This is a genomic window from Corynebacterium sp. c3Ub_189, from assembly GCF_039907195.1.
GTDB lineage: Bacteria > Actinomycetota > Actinomycetes > Mycobacteriales > Mycobacteriaceae > Corynebacterium.
On sequence record NZ_JASBOF010000011.1, the window covers coordinates 1 to 17,108 of the forward strand.

Annotated in this window: 16 protein-coding genes, 2 tRNA genes and 1 other RNA gene; 16 read left to right on the top strand and 3 right to left on the bottom strand. The window is 64.4% G+C overall.

The features are described from left to right. The 3 genes from QKD99_RS06640 to QKD99_RS06650 all read left to right on the top strand — a co-directional run. A partial coding sequence (locus QKD99_RS06640) for a hypothetical protein (protein WP_347951053.1) occupies nucleotides 1–206 on the top strand: 206 nt, incomplete at its 5' end. Between the two features lie 168 nt (nucleotides 207–374). Further along, the gene (locus tag QKD99_RS06645) at nucleotides 375–1,298 is read left to right on the top strand and encodes a DUF418 domain-containing protein (RefSeq protein ID WP_347951054.1); all 924 of its coding nucleotides are present in this window, start codon (nucleotides 375–377) and stop codon (nucleotides 1,296–1,298) included. 2 nt (nucleotides 1,299–1,300) lie between these two features. Next, nucleotides 1,301–2,323, top strand: coding sequence for a trypsin-like serine protease (locus QKD99_RS06650; protein ID WP_347951055.1), 1,023 nt, complete (start codon nucleotides 1,301–1,303; stop codon nucleotides 2,321–2,323). On the opposite strand, the gene QKD99_RS06655 is transcribed toward QKD99_RS06650, so the two are convergent. Next, nucleotides 2,320–3,348, bottom strand: a complete 1,029-nt coding sequence (locus QKD99_RS06655; RefSeq protein ID WP_347951056.1) for a prephenate dehydrogenase — start codon at nucleotides 3,346–3,348, stop codon at nucleotides 2,320–2,322. The two genes, QKD99_RS06650 and QKD99_RS06655, sit on opposite strands and share 4 nt — an antisense overlap. 39 nt (nucleotides 3,349–3,387) lie before the next feature. Here QKD99_RS06655 and QKD99_RS06660 point away from each other — a divergent pair, with 39 nt between their 5' ends. From QKD99_RS06660 to tgt, 6 genes are all read left to right on the top strand, one after another. Continuing rightward, complete coding sequence (locus QKD99_RS06660; protein ID WP_225746105.1) at nucleotides 3,388–3,867, top strand: tRNA adenosine deaminase-associated protein; 480 nt, start codon at nucleotides 3,388–3,390, stop codon at nucleotides 3,865–3,867. 25 nt (nucleotides 3,868–3,892) lie between these two features. Beyond that, nucleotides 3,893–4,324: a nucleoside deaminase gene (locus QKD99_RS06665; protein ID WP_284766170.1), complete on the top strand. Its 432-nt coding sequence runs from the start codon at nucleotides 3,893–3,895 to the stop codon at nucleotides 4,322–4,324. A 51-nt stretch (nucleotides 4,325–4,375) separates the two neighbouring features. Then, complete coding sequence (locus QKD99_RS06670) at nucleotides 4,376–4,576, top strand: CsbD family protein (protein WP_005323174.1); 201 nt, start codon at nucleotides 4,376–4,378, stop codon at nucleotides 4,574–4,576. 89 nt (nucleotides 4,577–4,665) lie between these two features. Next, nucleotides 4,666–4,753, top strand: a tRNA-Ser gene (locus QKD99_RS06675). Between the two features lie 202 nt (nucleotides 4,754–4,955). Further along, nucleotides 4,956–7,559 carry an MMPL family transporter gene (locus QKD99_RS06680; RefSeq protein WP_347951057.1) on the top strand — a complete coding sequence of 868 codons (2,604 nt, stop codon included), beginning with the start codon at nucleotides 4,956–4,958 and terminating at the stop codon, nucleotides 7,557–7,559. A gap of 2 nt (nucleotides 7,560–7,561) precedes the next feature. Further along, a complete protein-coding gene (tgt, locus tag QKD99_RS06685) occupies nucleotides 7,562–8,806 on the top strand; it encodes a tRNA guanosine(34) transglycosylase Tgt (protein WP_284816135.1) in 1,245 nt (414 codons plus the stop codon). On the opposite strand, the gene QKD99_RS06690 is transcribed toward tgt, so the two are convergent. Next, nucleotides 8,791–9,465 carry a queuosine precursor transporter gene (locus QKD99_RS06690; RefSeq protein WP_179387271.1) on the bottom strand — a complete coding sequence of 225 codons (675 nt, stop codon included), beginning with the start codon at nucleotides 9,463–9,465 and terminating at the stop codon, nucleotides 8,791–8,793. The genes tgt and QKD99_RS06690 overlap by 16 nt on opposite strands. Before the next feature lie 33 nt (nucleotides 9,466–9,498). Here QKD99_RS06690 and gluQRS point away from each other — a divergent pair, with 33 nt between their 5' ends. Genes gluQRS through QKD99_RS06705 form a run of 3 tightly spaced genes read left to right on the top strand, consistent with a single transcriptional unit; the run spans nucleotide 9,499 to nucleotide 12,330 of the window. Beyond that, entirely contained in the window at nucleotides 9,499–10,392 is an 894-nt protein-coding gene (gluQRS, locus tag QKD99_RS06695; protein WP_297553494.1) for a tRNA glutamyl-Q(34) synthetase GluQRS, read from the top strand. Between the two features lie 11 nt (nucleotides 10,393–10,403). Further along, entirely contained in the window at nucleotides 10,404–11,984 is a 1,581-nt protein-coding gene (locus tag QKD99_RS06700) for a sodium:proton antiporter (RefSeq protein ID WP_347951058.1), read from the top strand. Nucleotides 11,985–11,994: 10 nt separating this feature from the next. After that, complete coding sequence (locus tag QKD99_RS06705; RefSeq protein WP_005323168.1) at nucleotides 11,995–12,330, top strand: hypothetical protein; 336 nt, start codon at nucleotides 11,995–11,997, stop codon at nucleotides 12,328–12,330. An 88-nt stretch (nucleotides 12,331–12,418) separates the two neighbouring features. On the opposite strand, the gene QKD99_RS06710 is transcribed toward QKD99_RS06705, so the two are convergent. Then, nucleotides 12,419–12,507 (bottom strand) — tRNA-Ser (locus tag QKD99_RS06710). A gap of 178 nt (nucleotides 12,508–12,685) precedes the next feature. Between QKD99_RS06710 and ffs the strand changes: the two genes are divergently transcribed. The 4 genes from ffs (at nucleotide 12,686) to QKD99_RS06730 (ending at nucleotide 17,060) form a co-directional block, all read left to right on the top strand. Beyond that, an RNA gene (gene ffs / locus QKD99_RS06715) (signal recognition particle sRNA small type) lies at nucleotides 12,686–12,784 on the top strand. 60 nt (nucleotides 12,785–12,844) lie between these two features. Further along, a complete protein-coding gene (locus tag QKD99_RS06720) occupies nucleotides 12,845–14,116 on the top strand; it encodes an aminotransferase class I/II-fold pyridoxal phosphate-dependent enzyme (protein ID WP_347951059.1) in 1,272 nt (423 codons plus the stop codon). Further along, nucleotides 14,001–14,660 carry a hypothetical protein gene (locus tag QKD99_RS06725; protein WP_347951060.1) on the top strand — a complete coding sequence of 220 codons (660 nt, stop codon included), beginning with the start codon at nucleotides 14,001–14,003 and terminating at the stop codon, nucleotides 14,658–14,660. The genes QKD99_RS06720 and QKD99_RS06725 overlap by 116 nt, the downstream gene beginning before the upstream one ends. An 18-nt stretch (nucleotides 14,661–14,678) precedes the next feature. Next, nucleotides 14,679–17,060 (top strand): DNA polymerase III subunit gamma and tau, encoded by a 2,382-nt coding sequence (locus tag QKD99_RS06730; RefSeq protein ID WP_347951061.1) that lies wholly within the window; start codon nucleotides 14,679–14,681, stop codon nucleotides 17,058–17,060. The last annotated feature ends 48 nt before the right edge of the window (nucleotides 17,061–17,108 follow it).

Here is a 17,108-nt window from a genome sequence, read left to right on the forward strand (position 1 = left end):
TAAGTTCCGCTTCTATGAAGACCTCCTCGCTTGTTTCCGGCCTCATCGCCGGCGTCATCCTCGGCCTTATGCTGTGGCTGGGCTCTGGCATGTTCTGGCTCTTTTTGGCCGGCTTGGCTATCGGCATCGCCGCAGCCCCGCTTCTAAAGCTGGTCGCCGATCCTTCCCGTTCGCGCAAGCGCCGCGATAGTTCCTTCCGCGACTAGGTCCGCCGACTAGGTCCGCACAAGTCTCATGCAATCCACTTATAAAATGCAGGACACGTATAAAATATTTGCAGCAACCTTCCAGACAGGCTTAGTAGAAAAAGAAAGTCTTTATTAACAAGGGGAGCGCGGCGACGCGTTCCCCTCCGTCTTGAAGGAGAACGCTAGGTGTTAGCACCCTCGCGCATTGTAGGGCTCGATATAGCCCGCTCACTTGCGATTATCGGCATGATAGTTCTGCATATGGCCTCCTTGGTGTGGCATACCAAGGTCATTTTAAATGGCTTGCCCGCAGCACTATTCGCCGTTCTGGCCGGCGTCACGTTGATGCTTATTTCCCGCGATTTCACGGCGACCACGTTCCTGCGCATCGTCGCCCGCGGCTGCATAATCACACTTATCGGCCTCGCCCTGCTGCCCTTGGGTGGCGAGATCCAAATCGTCCTCGTGGTCATCGGCATCACGATGATCCTGGTGTCCTGGGTCCCGCCGCTGCGCTGGTGGTGGAAGCTCCTGCTTCTCGCCGCTGCTACCGCCGCCGCGACCATAAAATATGCGCCGCTGACCCTTCCGCAGGTCTATCCGCTGCTGGCCTATTGTGCCTATTTCCTTGCTGGCATGCTGCTCTATGAGATCTATATCCGCAGCGCCCGTGCCGCTGCCCAGTGGGTGTCCACCGCCATCGCCGCGGCCGTTGCGGCAGCCGGCTTTTACTTCCGCTTCACCCCGGATATGCCTGGCTGGTTGCGCTTTACCGGCCACACCGGCGTGCTGGGAGAGATCGTCCTATCCATCGCCGTCGCCGCCATCGTCCTCCATCTATGCCTGCTTATCGGTCGAGCGGTGCCTAAGCTGGCGTATCCCTTTGCTGCGCTGGGGGCGATGTCGCTGAGCATCTACATCCTGCATGTGCTCACCGCTTATTACTGGCAAAGTCACGTCTCCCTCCACAACACCGGGTGGGCCTGCGCGTTTATCGCCCTCTTCCTTGTCCTCGCGAGCCTATGGCGCCGCCTGATAGGGAAGGGGCCGGCCGAATGGGCCGTCGCTAAGATCATCGCCATCGCCGTTCCTGCCGGAAAGAAGGACTAATCATGCAGCACAAAATCTTCCCCGCCCTGCTTACCGCCGGCATCGTGGCATTAACCGCCGCCCCTGCCAGCGCCCTCGAACACGGCGAGCCGGCCCAAGACTCAGCGGAGTCTCGCACCGTGGCGCAGTTGAAAATCGGGCGCGTGGGCAGCTTCGGCGATTGCACCGGCACCCTCGTAGCCGCCCAGTGGGTGCTTACCGCGCGCCATTGCCTCGAGTCCGTCAACAATGAGGGCACGCAGGCCCGCATCAATGGCACCACTTACGACGCCGATTCGTGGGCGCTATCCCCGCTTTCCGACGCCGCCCTTCTCCACCTCACCACCCCCGTCACCGACACCACCCCGGCCGAGATTTCCACTCAGGTGCCAGAACCTGGCCAGCGCGGCACGCTTTATGGCTGGAGCAGCAGTTCCTCCATGGCGCGCCGCGGCCAGCTGCCGCAGGCGGAGATGGAAGTGGCTGAGCTCCTCGGCGCCGGCCCTGCTGGCCCCGCCAGCTCCACCGAACCAGGTGCTGCAGACGCCTCCGAGGTTGCCGCCGAGGACGCCGCTGGCGGAGAAAGCATTCCCGCGGCCGAGGCCATGCCGGGGCTCAGCGCACCAGAGGGGACAGAAAGCGTACCGGCCGGCGAAGCGATGCCGCTGATTGAAAGCGCGATCCTCGATGTGCACTCCACCGGCCGCGCAGGCATGCAGGGCGGCGACTCCGGCGGGCCTTTCTTCGTAGACGGAAAGCTTGCCGGCTTGGCCACCGCGGGAACGGCGAATGGGGATCCGGACTTGCCCTCGCCAAGCGCGGCAATCACCACGCTGGCCGGCACCAAGGACTGGATAGAAGGCGTGGTGAGCGGCCGCGATAAGGAAGCAATCCTTACCGCAGAGACCACCCCTGAACCGCCGAAAACCCCGCAGACCAGTGCAGATCGTGCGGGGATTTATGGGGGCATAGCCGCCCTCGGCCTGATCGCCGCCGCGGTGCTGGCGCGGATTCCCCGCCTGCGCAACCGCGGCCGCAAAGGCTAGAAAATCTCGATGCGTCCGCCCAGGGACTCGGATTGGCGCAGCTGTGCCACCCACTTCGGGCCGCCTGGGTGCAGGCGCAGCACCGGGCGGGAAGAAATCTTGACCGGGGAGACCGATTCCTTGCGCGCGCCGGAGCGGGCATCGATGCGGGTGCGGGCGCGGTAGCCGGCGTCGGTAAGCTCAGCGATGGAAGGCTCAGGGGAGTCGAGCTTCTCGCGGGCGTCGTGCAGCAAGTCCAAGGCCTCGTCCAATGCCTCCACCAACGCCGGCGCATTGGTCTCGCACATCTGCTGCACCAGCTCCGGGTGCGTACCGGCCACGCGCGTGGCGTCCTTGAAAGAACCGGCAGACAGGGACTGCGCCAGGATTCCGCCGTTATCGCCCACCACGGCGAGGATCTCCGCAAAGACGTGTGGCAGGTGGGAAATGCGCGCCACCGCGGCATCGTGATTAGCCACGCGGATAGGCACCGCCTCTGCGTGCACCATCTGGGTCATGCGCACGACCTCGGTAAAGGTCTCAATCCACTGCTTCGGAATCTTTTCCCCGCGCGCCTCACACTCGGCGGCATAGTCATAGGTAATGCCCCACGCCGCGCGGCGGAACAGGTCCTTCTGCGAGTTATCCCAACCGGACTTGGAGGTGCCCGCCATCGGGTGCCCGCCCACGTAGCGCGATTCCATGCCGCGTTCGAGGACCTGCTGGCGTACCGCAGTCTTTACGGAAACCACATCTGTAATGCCGCAGTTAGGCGCGTGCTCCTGGATGGCATCGAGGACCTCGCCCACCGCGGTCATGGGAACAGCGATGACGATGAGCGCATCTTCGGCTTCCGCGCGGGTCAAAATAGCGGGTAGATCATCGGTGACGTCAAAGCCCTGCTTTACTGCAGTGCGGGCGCCGGATGTGGAGTGGTTATATCCAAAAACGGGGTGTTTATATCCGGCTAGATCGCGCAGCAAAGAGCCGCCGATGAGGCCGAGACCGATTATGCAGATAGGGCGTTGAACATCTTGAGAACTCACGGTGACAATTGTGGCACAACACGACTAATCTCACGAGGTATGAGCAACGAAAATTACTCCTTCGCGGTAACCGTCGCCCGCAACGCAGGCCAATGGCTGGTGCGCAGCTTCAACGATGACTTTGAGGATCCGCAGACCTCCATCAATGCGGTGCGCAGCCTGCGTTCCGAGGGTGCTGCGTTCGCGCTGCTGTGCGTGGAGGATGCCTATTTTATTGCCGTGCGCCCAGTGCCGGGCGGGGTGAAGATGCTCATCTCGGATGCTACCTATGGCGTAGACGATGACTTCGCCGCCGATTTCATGGATATCAACGACCATGAAATCCCGGATGTGGACCCCGAAGAGGCCGATCCTTATGGCGAGGGCGATTTCGATATCTTCGCCGACCTTGGCCTGTCCGAGGACCAGGTGGGCTACATCATCGACAATGATGAGGACTGGCCTTCCGATATGTTGCTGCGCATCGCCGGCGAGCTCGGCTTTGGTGATGAGTTGGAAGACGTCATTGTTAACGCCTGAGCTCTTGCTGCGCGCTGAGGCTCGGATGCGCCGCGCCCTCGACGTCGCCAAGCGTACGCCGGCCGGCGACGTCCCCGTGGGTGCGGTGCTTTACGACGCCACCGGAACCGAACTTGCCACCGGCGTCAACCGCCGCGAAGAGCTTGCGGACCCGACCGCCCACGCCGAGGTCGAGGCCATTCGCCAGGCCGTTCGCGTGCACGGCGATGGCTGGCGGCTTTCCGGCTGCGAACTCGTCGTCACCCTAGAACCCTGCGCCATGTGCGCCGGCGCCTTGCAAGCTGCCCGTGTTTCTTCCGTGGTCTTTGGCGCCTTCGAGCCCAAGACCGGCGCGTGCGGCTCGCTTATCGATGTCCTGCGTGCCCCCACCGCCCCCTTTACCCCGCAGGTCCGCGGCGGCGTGCTCGAAGACGAATGCGCTGGGTTGCTCCGAAACTTCTTCGACGGCCTGCGCTAAACGTGCGTACACTGGTTGTCATACAACAACCGTCTACTCAAAGGAGTGAACATGGGCGATTTGGAAAACAAGAAGGATGGCCTTGTAGGCAAGGCAAAGGAAGCCTACGGCGAAGCTACCGACAACAAGGACGTAGCTAACGAGGGCAAGGCCGACCAGGTCACCTCCGAGGCTAAGGACAAGCTGTCTGACGCTGCCGAAGGCATCAAGGACAAGGCCAACGAGGTTATCGGTGGCCTGAAGGACGACTAATCCTCGTCCCCGTTTCTCATATCGCTGCGCTGGCACCCCGCCGGCGCAGCGATTTTGTCGCTCGGGCCCACTCCCGTAATCTGGAACGCGGTGGCGTGTCCGAGCGGCCGAAGGTGATCGCCTCGAAAGCGATTGTTGGGTAACCCCCAACCGCGGGTTCAAATCCCGCCGCCACCGCACCGGGATCCCGGCCTGTTTGCGCAGGTCGGGATTTTGTTTTGCCCATTTTTCCGGCAGGCGCGGGGAATCCGGCTGGCTGGCCGCCAGCTGTGAAAACTGGGACGCAGGTGGCTTCGTGATAGGGGATTGTGGGGTAAGGCCACTACACTAGGGCAAAGTTCAACCCGTCCCCCACGCGAATGCGAAGGTACATCTACCCGTGGCTAAACTGCTTTATCGTCTTGGGCGCTGGTCTTTCCTCCATAAGTGGAAGGTCATCGTGGCATGGCTGCTGCTGCTCGCCGCCGTCGGCGGTGCCGCCGCCTTGCTGATGAAACCGATGACGAGCGAGTTCTCCATCAAGGGAACCCCGTCCATCGACGCCACCTACAAGACCATGGACCTCTTCCCAGAGGGCGGCAATCCTGCCAACTCGCCCTCGGTCAACGTGGTCTTCAAGGCCCCAGACGGCCAGAAGCTTTCTGATCCCGCAAACCGCGAGGCCATCGACGCCACCATCTCCTACCTCGAGGACAACCTAGAGATGGGCGATACCACGCGCTTTGGCAACCCGCTTGAGGTCTCGCCTCGATTGCAGGATCAGGTCATCCACCAGTTCACGGACATGGGGCTGCCGGAAGCATCCGCCCGCGCGGACGCGGACAACCTCGCCATGGTCAATGATGAGGAGACCATTGCCTATACCACCTTCAATTTCGACGCCGAGTCGCCCTATAGCGTGGAGCAGGCCGATAAAGACACCGTTACCGAGGCAATGAATATTGCCCGCGACCGCGGCCTCACGGTAGAAGGCAATGGTGCCGGCTTCGGCGATGAAATCGCGGTCAATTCCACCTCTGAGATCATCGGCCTCGGCGTTGCCTTTATCGTGCTCATCTTTACCTTCGGCTCCCTGGTGGCCTCGGGTATGCCTTTGGTGTCCGCCGTCATCGGCGTGGGACTAGGCGCGCTGGGCATGTTCATTGCCACCCACTGGATTGAGCTCAATAATATGACCCCGGTCCTGGCCATCATGATTGGCCTTGCCGTGGGCATTGACTATGCGCTGTTTATCCTGTCGCGCTACCGCGCCGAGCGTCGCCGCATGGACGGGCCAGATGCCGCAGGCATGGCGGTGGGCACGGCTGGCTCCTCCGTGGTCTTTGCCGGCGCGACCGTCTTTACTGCGCTTTTTGCGCTTCTCATTGCGCGCATTGGCTTCCTGACGGCAATGGGCTTGGCCGCCGCCGGCACCGTCGCCATCGCCGTATTGGTGTCGCTTACGCTCATCCCCGCGATGCTGGGCGTGCTGGGGGATAAGGCCTTCAATGGCCGCATCCCCGGCGTGGCCGGCAACCCGACCCGCAAGGGCAAGCGCCGCCGTGGTCCCACCATGGGCAACCGCTGGGTGCGCCTGGTCCAGAAGGTCCCCGGCCTGGCCATGGCGCTGGTTGTCCTCTCCCTGGGCGCGATGACCGCGCCGGTGCTCGACATGGAACTCGCCCTTCCGGCCGATACCACCTCCAATCCCGATACCACCCAGCGCAAGGCCGCCGACCTCATGTCCGAGGGCTTCGGCCCCGGCGTCAACGGCCCCTTCCTCGCCGTGGTTGATGCCCACACGGTCAACGCGGAGGCCGGCGCCCTCGCCCCGCTTGTCGACGCCCAATCTCAGCCCGAACCAGCCCCCGCGCCCGCCCCCGCACCAGATGCGGAGGCCGCGCCCGAGGGCGCTGCACCAGAGGATGTTGCGCCGGAGGACGCAGCCCCTGAGCAGCCGCAGCCGGACCAGCCCGCGGCCGAGGCCGAGCCGGAGATTGCCCCGGCCGCCGAGGTAGTAGACACCTCCGCAGACGCTGCGGACAATTCCTCGCCGGAGGATAAGGCCGCGCTCGCGTCCTTCCTATACACCGCGGACCAGCTTAAGGGGCTGGGCGGCGTGAAGCACGCGCAGATTGTTGGCCTGAGTAAGGACCAGCGCGCCGCGCAGATCATGGTCACCCCAGAAACCGCGCCGACGGACGCCGCGACGGTCAACGTCGCGCACGCGCTGCGCTCGGCCACCAGCGAGATCGAAGACGCCACCGGCACCGACATCGGCCTGACCGGCTTAACCGCCGTGCAGCTCGATATCACCGAGCGCCTCGAGGAAGCCATGGCGCCGTACCTGGCCATCGTCGTGGGCCTGGCCATCGTGCTACTGCTGTTGGTCTTCCGCTCCATCCTGGTGCCGCTGGTTGCGGGCCTGGGCTTCCTGCTGTCCGTCGGCGGCGCCTTCGGCCTGACCGTGCTGGTCTGGCAGGAAGGCCTGTGGAACCTAGTTCCCGCGCCGGGCCCGCTGATTTCCTTTATGCCCATCTTCCTCATCGGCGTGACCTTCGGCCTAGCGATGGACTACCAGGTCTTCCTGGTCACCCGCATGCGCGAGCATATCTCGCGGCATCCGGAGGGCACCGGTGGGCGATATAGCGCCGTCGACGAGGCCACCATCACCGGCTTTACCCAAGGCGCCCGCGTGGTCACGGCCGCGGCCATCATTATGATTTCGGTCTTCGTGGCCTTTATTAACCAGCCCCTGCCCTTCATCCAGATTTTCGGCTTTGCCTTGGCCGCCGGCGTGCTTTTCGACGCCTTCTTTATCCGCATGACCCTCGTCCCCGCCACCATGTTCCTCATGGGCCGCGCGACGTGGTGGATGCCGAAGTGGTTGGCGAAGATTCTGCCCACCCTGGACATCGAAGGCACCGCCCTGGAAGAAGAATGGGAAGCTAAACACGCCACCACGGCCCCAACCCCTAGCCCTGCAGACAAGGAAGAAGAGTAAAGATGGACTTGAGCTTCGACGTCGGCAAGCGCCTGCCCGAAGGCCCCGGCAAGCACGGCCGCAGCGGTGTCATCCACACTCCGCACGGTGATATTCGCACCCCGGCCTTCATCCCAGTAGCCACCAAAGCCACGGTCAAGACGCTTACCCCGGAACAAATTCGCTCCACTGGTGCGCAGGCCATCTTGTCGAATGCGTACCACCTCTACCTGCAGCCGGGCCACGACATCGTGGACGAGGCCGGCGGCGTGGCCGAGTTTGAAAACTGGCATGGCCCGACCTATACCGACTCCGGCGGATTCCAGGTCATGTCCCTGGGCGTGGGCTTCAAAAAGGTCCTTGCGATGGACGTTGCGGATCTCAGCGATAAGGACATCCGCGCCGCCAAGAAGGAACGCATGGCGCAGGTGGACGAGGATGGCGTGGATTTTAAATCCGTCATCGACGGCTCCAAGCACCGCTTTACCCCCGAGAAGTCCATGCAGATCCAGCACGGGCTGGGCGCAGACATCATGTTTGCCTTCGACGAACTGACCACGCTGGTTGATACGCGCACCTACCAGGAGGAATCCGTCGCGCGCACGCACCGCTGGGCTAAACGCTGCCTGGATGAGCACGATCGCCTCACCCGCGAGCGCGCCCACCGCCCGAAGCAGTCGCTGTGGGGTGTTGTCCAAGGCGCGCAGTACGAGGACCTGCGCCGCCAGGCCACCCGCGGCCTGCTCGACCTCGACCGCGCCGCCCGCGAGGACGGCAAGCGTGGCTTCGGCGGCTTCGGCATCGGCGGCGCGCTGGAAAAGGAAAACCTGGGCACCATCGTCGGCTGGGTCTGCGATGAGCTACCCGAGGACAAGCCGCGCCACCTGCTCGGCATCTCCGAGCCGGACGATATCTTCACCGCCGTCGAGGCGGGCGCCGATACCTTCGACTGCGTGGCTCCCACCCGCCTGGCGCGCCGCGGCGGCGTCTACACCCTTGACGGCCGCATGAACCTTACCAATGCGCGCTTCAAGCGGGACTTTGCCGGCGTTGACGAGGAATTCGGCGGCTACGTATCCGAGAATTACTCCCGCGCCTACCTGCACCACCTGCTCAAGGCGAAGGAATTCCTCGCCGGCACGCTGTGCACCATCCACAACGTGGAGTTCATGATTCGCCTGGTGGATAATATCCGCGCCGCCATCGACGGCGGCTACTACGAGGCCTACCGCGATGAATTCCTCGGCCGGTACTACGCCGGCAAGTAGTCCTCGCGCTTCTTTACCCACTTAATGACCGCGGCCGTCACCGGCAGCATGACGGCCTCCATCAGGGTCTTCCATACGAAGCCCACGATGACGTAATTGATGAACCCGCCCACGGTGTCTACGCCGATAACCGGCGCGGCGATGGCGCAAAAGAGCAGCGTATCGCCGAACTCGCCCACCACTGTGGAGGCGATAAGGCGCGCAAAGAGGCCCTTTTCGCCGGAGCGCTTCTTCATCGCGGTTAGCGTCCAGGCATTCAGCAACTGGCCCACCAGGTAGCCGGCCAGCGAGGCGGCCAGGATCTGCGGCATCAGGCCGAGCGTGGCGGCGAAGGCCTCCTGGCCCTCGTAGAAATCGGCCGCCGGCAGCCAGATGGCGATATAGAAGCACACGGCCGCCAGAATTGCCATCGCGAAGCCGATATAGACCGCGCGCCGGGTGGACTTGAAGCCGTAGCACTCGGAGAGCACATCGCCGACAATATAGGCCAGCGGGAAGAGGAAGAAGGCGCCGTCGGTAACCAGCGGGCCGAGCTGCACGCCCTTAGTGGCGTTGATATTAGAAATCAGGAAGGTCACCACAAATACGGTGACCAGCCAGGGGTAGAGGGTGGAGCGGACGGGAATGAAGCGCACCTCAGCGCCGTTCGATTTTTCCATGCCCGCCATTGTGCCAGCCCGTAGACTGTGGGCATGAATTCCGCGACCACCGGCGCCGGCCGTTACGCTCCAAGCCCGTCGGGCGATCTGCACTTTGGCAACCTCCGCACGGCGTTTCTGGCGTGGCTTTTCGCCCGGTCGACGGGCAGGCGCTTTGTGGTGCGCGTGGAGGACATCGATAAGCAGCGCTCCTCCCAGGAGTCGGCCGAGCGCCAGCTGGCGGATCTGCGCGCGCTCGGGCTGGACTGGGACGGTGAGGTCATCTACCAGCACGACCGCGACGCCGCCTATGAACAGGCTCTGGCCCAGCTGCCCACCTACGAGTGCTATTGCTCCCGCAAGGATATCCGTGAGGCCTCCCGCGCCCCGCACGCCATTCCCGGCCAGTACCCGGGCACCTGCCGCAACCTCACCGAAGACCAGCGCGCGGTCAAGCGTGCCGAGCTTGCGGCCCAGAATCGCCAGCCTGCTCTTCGCCTGCTTGCCGACGCCCCCACATTCACCATCCACGACGCCCTCCACGGCACCTATACGGGCGACGTGGATGACTTCATCCTGCGCCGCGGCGGCCAAGACACCGGCTGGGCCTATAACTTGGCTGTCGTCGTCGACGATGCCTATCAAGGCATCGACCAAGTGGTCCGCGGCGATGATCTGCTCTCCTCCGCGCCGCGCCAGGCCTACCTCGCCTCGCTGCTCGGCATCGAACCGCCGGAGTATATCCACGTCCCGCTCGTGCTCAATGCATCCGGCGAGCGTTTGGCTAAGCGCGATGGGGCGGTGACCATGCGGGAGATGGGGGAGGAGGGGGACGTCGTCAAGCAGCTGGCGGCCTCGCTGGGGTACAAGGCTCACAGCGCCGCGGATCTGCTCGCGCAATTCGCGCCCGATCGACTCAGCCCTGAGCCTTATATCTGGCGCGGGTAAAATCTGAGCCCATGGAAGTTCTACTGGTGCTCATTGGGCTCATGCTGCTGACCGTGTTCGTCGTCGCCATCGGTGACAAGATTGGGCTGCCGTGGCCGGCCCTGCTGACGATCATCACCGCCTGCGCGGTCTTCGTGCCCAGCCTGCCCCAGTTCGAGCCGCCCACCGAGCTCATCCTGCCCATCTTCCTGCCGCCGCTGCTGTGGGCGCTGGCCCGGCGCACCTCGTGGGGTGTTATCCGCGAGCAATGGGTGACCATCTTGAGCCTGTCCGTGCTGCTGGTGGTCGCCACCACGCTGGCCGTAGGTTTTACGGCCTATGCCTTCCTGCCCGGCATCAGCCTGGCCGCAGCCATCCTCATCGGTGCGGCCATCGCCCCGCCGGACCCCGTCGCCGTTGACGCCGTGGCCGAGCCCGCCGGCATCCCGCGCCGCATCATTACCACCTTGCAGACCGAGGGCCTGTTTAATGACGCCGCCTCCATCGTCGCCTTCAACCTCGCGCTGACGGCCGTGACCCAAGGCGATGAGCTCTCCTTCGGTGGCGGCGTGCTCAACTTCTTCTACTCCGCATTCGTCGCGGGCGGCCTCGGCTGGGGCGTCGGCCGGCTGGTGGCGCTGTTTATCACCCACGTCCACGACGTCACCGCGCGCAACGCGTTGACTTGGGTGACGCCGTTTGCGGTCTACCTCATCTCGGAGGAACTCGGCGCCTCCGGCGTTATCGCCGTGGTCATAGCGGCCGTGGAGCTTAATTCCCGTGCCGATATCCAGGCCGAGGACCGCCTGTCCGGCCAGGCCTTCTGGGAGACCATCGAGCTGCTCTTTACCGGCGTGGCCTTCGGGCTCATTGGCCTGACGGTCAATACCGCCATCGGCGAAGTGGGCTCGGACCTGTGGCACTCCGTGGTGGTGGGCGTCATCTTGTCCCTTGTGGCCTTCGTCGTCCGCTTGGTGTGGATGTACATCTATTACCGCATCAACGTCTCCCGCGGCCGCCCGCGCGTGGCGCCGCTGCGCCTGCAGGAGGTGCTGCTGATGACGTGGTCCGGCATGCGCGGCCTCGTCACCCTGGCGCTGGTTTTGTCCATCCCGGCCGGCGTGTTCAGCTTCCACCACGAGCTTGCCGTCATCGCGCTGACCGTCTTGCTGGTCACGATGGTGGTGCCCGGCCTGCTGCTGCCATGGCTGATGGAGCGCCTCGACCTTACGGAAGCCTCCCAGATTGCCAGCGATAAGATGCGCGCCGCCGTGGTGAGTCGCGCGCGTGCGGCCAGCATCGAGGCCCTGTCGCACTTCCGGCCGGACGGCCACATTACTGCCGACGCCGAAAAGGTCGACCCCGAAATTTCCGCCAACGTTATCAAGTGGTTCGAGGACCGGCTGGGCGATGGCGAGGATGTCTCCGATGATTCCCGCGTACAGCGCGCCTGGCAGGCCCGCCACGTGGCGTTGGAGGCCCGCCGGACTGCCCTGGCGGCCGCACAGGAGGAGCTGCTGCGCATGCGCGGCTACCGGGCCTATAATCCGGCCATCGTGGATGAGGTGCTCGAGGAAATTGACCGCATGGTCTTGGGCACCAAGCGCCACTAGGCTGGGCGGCATGGATCCCTTCGATTATGCGCAGCTTGAGGACGCGCTGGATTACCTCTACGACTTCCTTGACCAGGACCTAGCGGACCGCGTGCGCGCCGAGCGCGAATATGTTCCGGCCGGGCTGGAGGGCCTGCTTGCCGACGACTCCCTCGACGACTATGTCTGGCTCTGGATCAAGGACCCAGGCCCGAATGGCTTCCGGCAATACCTGCGCGATGGGGGCTATTCCGAGGCCGAGGTCTCCCAGGCTTTCCTCTGGGCGCGCACCGAGTGGGGGATGAATACGCCGCCGCACGTCGCGTGGCTGAAGGCGGATGGCTACGAGCCGCCGGTCATCGATTAGGGGTAGCGGCGTCGGCAAGCGCGGTCGCGCGCCCGTATACAACAAAAATCCCGGCTCCGTGCGGTGAAGCAGGAGCCGGGATTTCCTTTGGCGGAGGATGTGGGATTTGAACCCACGAGGGGCGTGAACCCCGCACGCGTTCCAGGCGTGTGACATAGGCCGCTAGTCGAATCCTCCGAGAAGAAACATTAGCAGCCGTGGCAATTATTTTACCAATCGCCAGGTCAGGGCCTATTTCTGGCGATCTAATGCCGTTTGTGTCGGATGGTCCTTGGGTTGCGCGCCGGTGGGCGGTGGTAGCCCGTGCGGCCGGAGGCCCATTTGGCTAAACCGGCGCGCGGGCGTTAAAGTATGGGGCAGGATTCCGCGTGGCGTCCATCCTCTGAACTCCCCCAGGGCAGGAATGCAGCAAGGGTCAGGAGGCTCTGGCGGGTGCGCGGGGTCCCCTTTTTGTATGGCGTGCGTTACTATTGGGGGCTAAAAGTCGCCCTATACATGGAAGGTAGACATACGCATGTCGCTTCTTACTTTGGAATCGTCCGAACTCGCGGAGCTCGCCGCCCAGGTCCGTAAAGACTACGAGGACCTTAAGGCTAAGGGCCTGAAATTAGATCTGACCCGCGGAAAGCCGGCCAAGGCACAGCTGGACCTCTCCAATGATTTGCTGGCGCTGCCCGGCCTAGGCCATTACACCGACGCGGCCGGAAACGACCTGCGTAACTACGGCAACCAAAAGGGCATCAAAGAACTGCGCGATATCTGGGGCAAGCTGACCAACATGGACCCAGAGCTGCTGGTTGCCGCAGACTCGTCCTCGCTGAACATCATGTTCGACCTGATTTCTTGGGCGTTTCTCTTCGGCACCAATGATTCCGCACGGCCGTGGAGCAAAGAAGAAAAGCTTAAGTGGATCTGCCCGGTGCCGGGCTACGACCGTCACTTTGCCATCACGGAGCAATTCGGCTTCGAGCTGGTCACGGTGCCAATGGAGGAGGACGGGCCGGATGTAGAGGCCGTCGAAAAGCTGGTGGCGGATCCGGCAGTCAAGGGCATGTGGGTAGTGCCGATGTTCGCTAACCCCACCGGCGCCGTGATTTCTGAAGACAAGGCCCGCCGCCTCGCCCGCATGGAGGCCGGCGCGCCGGACTTCCGCATCGTGTGGGATAACGCCTACGCCGTGCACACCCTGACCGAGGACTTCCCGGAAATCCTGCCGATTCTGGATATCGCTGCGGAAGAAGGCAACCCGAATCGCTTTTGGGCCATGTCTTCTACCTCGAAGATCACCTTCGCGGGCGCGGGCGTGGGCTTCTTCGGCACCTCGGAGGACAACCTCGAGTGGTACCTAGAGCACGCTGGCATCCGCGGCATCGGCCCCAATAAGATTAACCAGCTGGCGCACCACGAGTTCTTCGGCTCCGCCGAGGGCGTGCGCGCGGTGATGCGCCGCCACGCAGCGCTGATTAAGCCCAAGTTCGATGCCGTGCTGCGCATCCTGGACAAGCGCCTCGGCGAGTACGAGGTGGCGCAGTGGACCAACCCGAAGGGCGGCTACTTCATCTCCCTCGACGTCGTCGACGGCACCGCCAACCGCGTCTGGGAGCTCGCGCGCGATGCCGGCATCCTGCTCACCCAGGCCGGATCCGCCTACCCTTATGGCCAGGACGACAATGACCGCAATATCCGCCTCGCCCCAACCCTGCCGCCGCAGGAAGAGGTCGAGGCCGCGATGGACGGCGTCGCCACCTGCGTCCTGCTCGCCGCCGTGGAGAAGCTGGGAGCCTAAAATCAACGCCGACGAGTCTGCCCTGTGGCTGAGCGAGATTATCCCGGCGCCGCTGGAGTTCCGCTACGTCGATAAGCGCCGGCTGGGCCTTGCCTCGCTTGCCGACGCCCAATCGCTCGCCCTCACCACCACCTTCAACACCACCGACACCGGCCTGCAAAACCAGGACGACGGCACCGATGTGCGCTGCGAGCTGCTCACGGTGGCGCGCACCGGGCAGCCCGAGGTGGCCGCCGCCATCAACGCCGCGGCTGACACCTTCGAAAAGGCCGACGGCCTGCTGCCGGCGCAGCCGGGCGTGATGCTGCCGTCCATCCTCGATGTCCCAGATATCACCGTGCACCACGGCCTGTTCATTGCGCCGTACCTGTGGGGCGGGCAGACCCCGCAGTTTCGCGAAGAGGGCCGCCTGACCCTCATCTTGCAGTTGGTCATGCTGACGGATTCGGAATATGCGTTTGGGGTAGAAGAGGGCGTCGGCAAGCTGCAGGCGGCGGTGGCCGAGCAGGGCATTGACCTGCTGGACTGGTCGCGCGAGGGTTAGCCGGTAAACTGGCTAACCGTGGCTTTATACCGGAAATATCGTCCAGCAACGTTCGCGGAGGTCGTGGGCCAAGAGCAGGTCACCACGCCGCTATCCGCCGCCCTTGATGCAGGGCGCATCAACCACGCCTACCTCTTTTCCGGCCCGCGCGGCTGCGGCAAGACCTCCTCGGCGCGGATTATGGCCCGCTCGCTCAACTGCGAGCACGGGCCGACCTCGACGCCGTGCGGCAAATGCGATTCCTGCGTCTCCCTCGCCCCCGGCGGGCCCGGCAACCTGGACGTGACGGAGCTCGACGCCGCCTCGCACAACGGCGTGGAGGACATGCGCGAGCTGCGCGACCGCGCCTACTACGCGCCGGCCGAATCGCGCTACCGCATCTTCATCATTGACGAGGCGCATATGATCTCGCCCTCCGGTGCGAACGCGCTGCTCAAGGTGGTGGAGGAGCCGCCCGAGCACGTCATTTTCATCTTCGCGACCACGGAGCCGGAGAAGATCATCGGCACCATTCGCTCGCGTACCCACCACTATCCCTTCCGCCTGCTGACCCCGCCGGCCATGAAGGGCCTGCTGCAGCGCACCGTTGCGGCCGAAGGCGTGCATGTCGAAGACGCCGTGTACCCCATGGTCATTGAGGCGGGCGGCGGTTCCCCGCGCGATACTTTGTCTCTGCTGGACCAGCTGCTGGCCGGCGCCGGGCCCGATGGCCTGACCTATGACCTTGCCCGGCCGCTTTTGGGTGTCACCGATGTCTCGCTGCTTGACGACGCCATCGAAACCCTCGCCAACCAAGACAAACCCGGCCTCTTCGCGATGGTCGACCACGTCATCGAGGCCGGCCACGACCCGCGCCGCTTCGCCGTCGATTTGCTTGACCGTTTGCGCGATTTGATGATCCTGCAGGCCGTGCCCGGCGCCATCGAGGCCGGACTCGTCTCCGCGCCTACCGACCGCGCCTCCGTGCTCACCGCCCAGGCGCAGCGCTTTTCCGGCCCGCAGCTGACTTACCTGGCCTCCACGGTCAACGACCGCATCAGCGACCTCACCGGTGCGACTTCGCCGCGCCTGCTGCTAGAAATCATGTGCGCGCATCTGCTTATCGGGTCCACCGGTCCGGCTGCTTCCGCGCCAGCACCCGCAGCGGCTACCGCCCCCGCTGCCAACGCTTCCGCGGTCTCGCCCGCGCCAGCTGGCCCAGCGACCCCGGGCGGTGCTCCCGCAGCCAACTCTGCCGTCGCCGGTGCTCAAGACCCCCAGTCCGCCGCGGCCGCCATCATCGCTCGCCGCCGCGCCAAGTCCCAGGAGCAGCAGACCTCTGCCCCTTCTTCTGCTCCAACCTCTGCACCGGCCGCTCAGCCGCAGGCCCCGTCCCAACCGGAATCCCAACCGGAATCGCAACCGGATGCGCAGCCGAAGGCGCAACCCGAGCAGCCGGCAGCCGCCGAGGCGCACAGCACGCAGAAGCCTCAGAACCAAGAGCCGCAGCCGAAACCGCAGCAGCAAGAGGCTGGGGACCCGTGGCAGCGTGAGCGGAAAATCCCGCAGGCAGAGGTGCCCGAGCAGCAATCGGCGCAGTCGGCGCAGAGCGAGGCGCCGCACTCAGCGCCGACTCAGGAGAAGCATCGCGAGCCACTAGAGAAGCCCGTACCGTCCCGCGCGGAGGAATCTGCCCAGGAAACCAAGCCGGAGTCTGGGGCGGAGTCTGGCGCAGAGAAGGCGTCGGAAATGGCGCAGCCGCAGGCGGCGGAGGAGCCGGCGGGCGACTTCGCAGAGGCCGTGAGGGAGAAATGGGTGGCGTTGAGGGGGAGCGTCGGAAAGCGGAATAAGGTGGCCGAAATTATGCTGGCCGAAGCCCGCGTGCTTGGCTTCCGCGATGGCACCCTGACGCTGGGACACACCACCGGCGCGCTGGCCGAGCGCATCAACGCGCCCGCCAATAACGCCGTCATCGTGGAGGTGCTCAAGGAGGAGTTCCAGCGCGATGTGGCCGTGACCTGTGTGGTGGGCACCGACCCGAAGACCGCCGGTTTCGATGCCCCGCGGCCGCCGCAGCGCAAAGAAGCGTGGAAGCCTAATCCGCCGGCGCGCGAGCCTGCCGACGACCAGGAGGCGGAGAGTAAACCGGAAAGCGCGCCCGGGTGGCGCTCGCGCATCGCACGGGCGACGCAGGCTGCCAAGCAGCGCGATGAATCACAGTTCAGCAACGGCGTGCCGCTGCCGCCCGAGCCTGAGCCGGACTTTGCCGCTCCGCCCGAGGAGCCGCCGGCCTACACCCGCGACGACGAAGAGCGCGACATGATGGAGGCCGCGCAGTCGACCGGCGAGATGGATCATCGCAGCGCTACCGAGGTAGCTATGGAGCTGCTGGAGCGCGAGCTGGGCGCCCGGCGTGCCTAACCCAGCGAGCACGGTACACTCGGGCGGTAGCGAAATTTACAGTTGAAT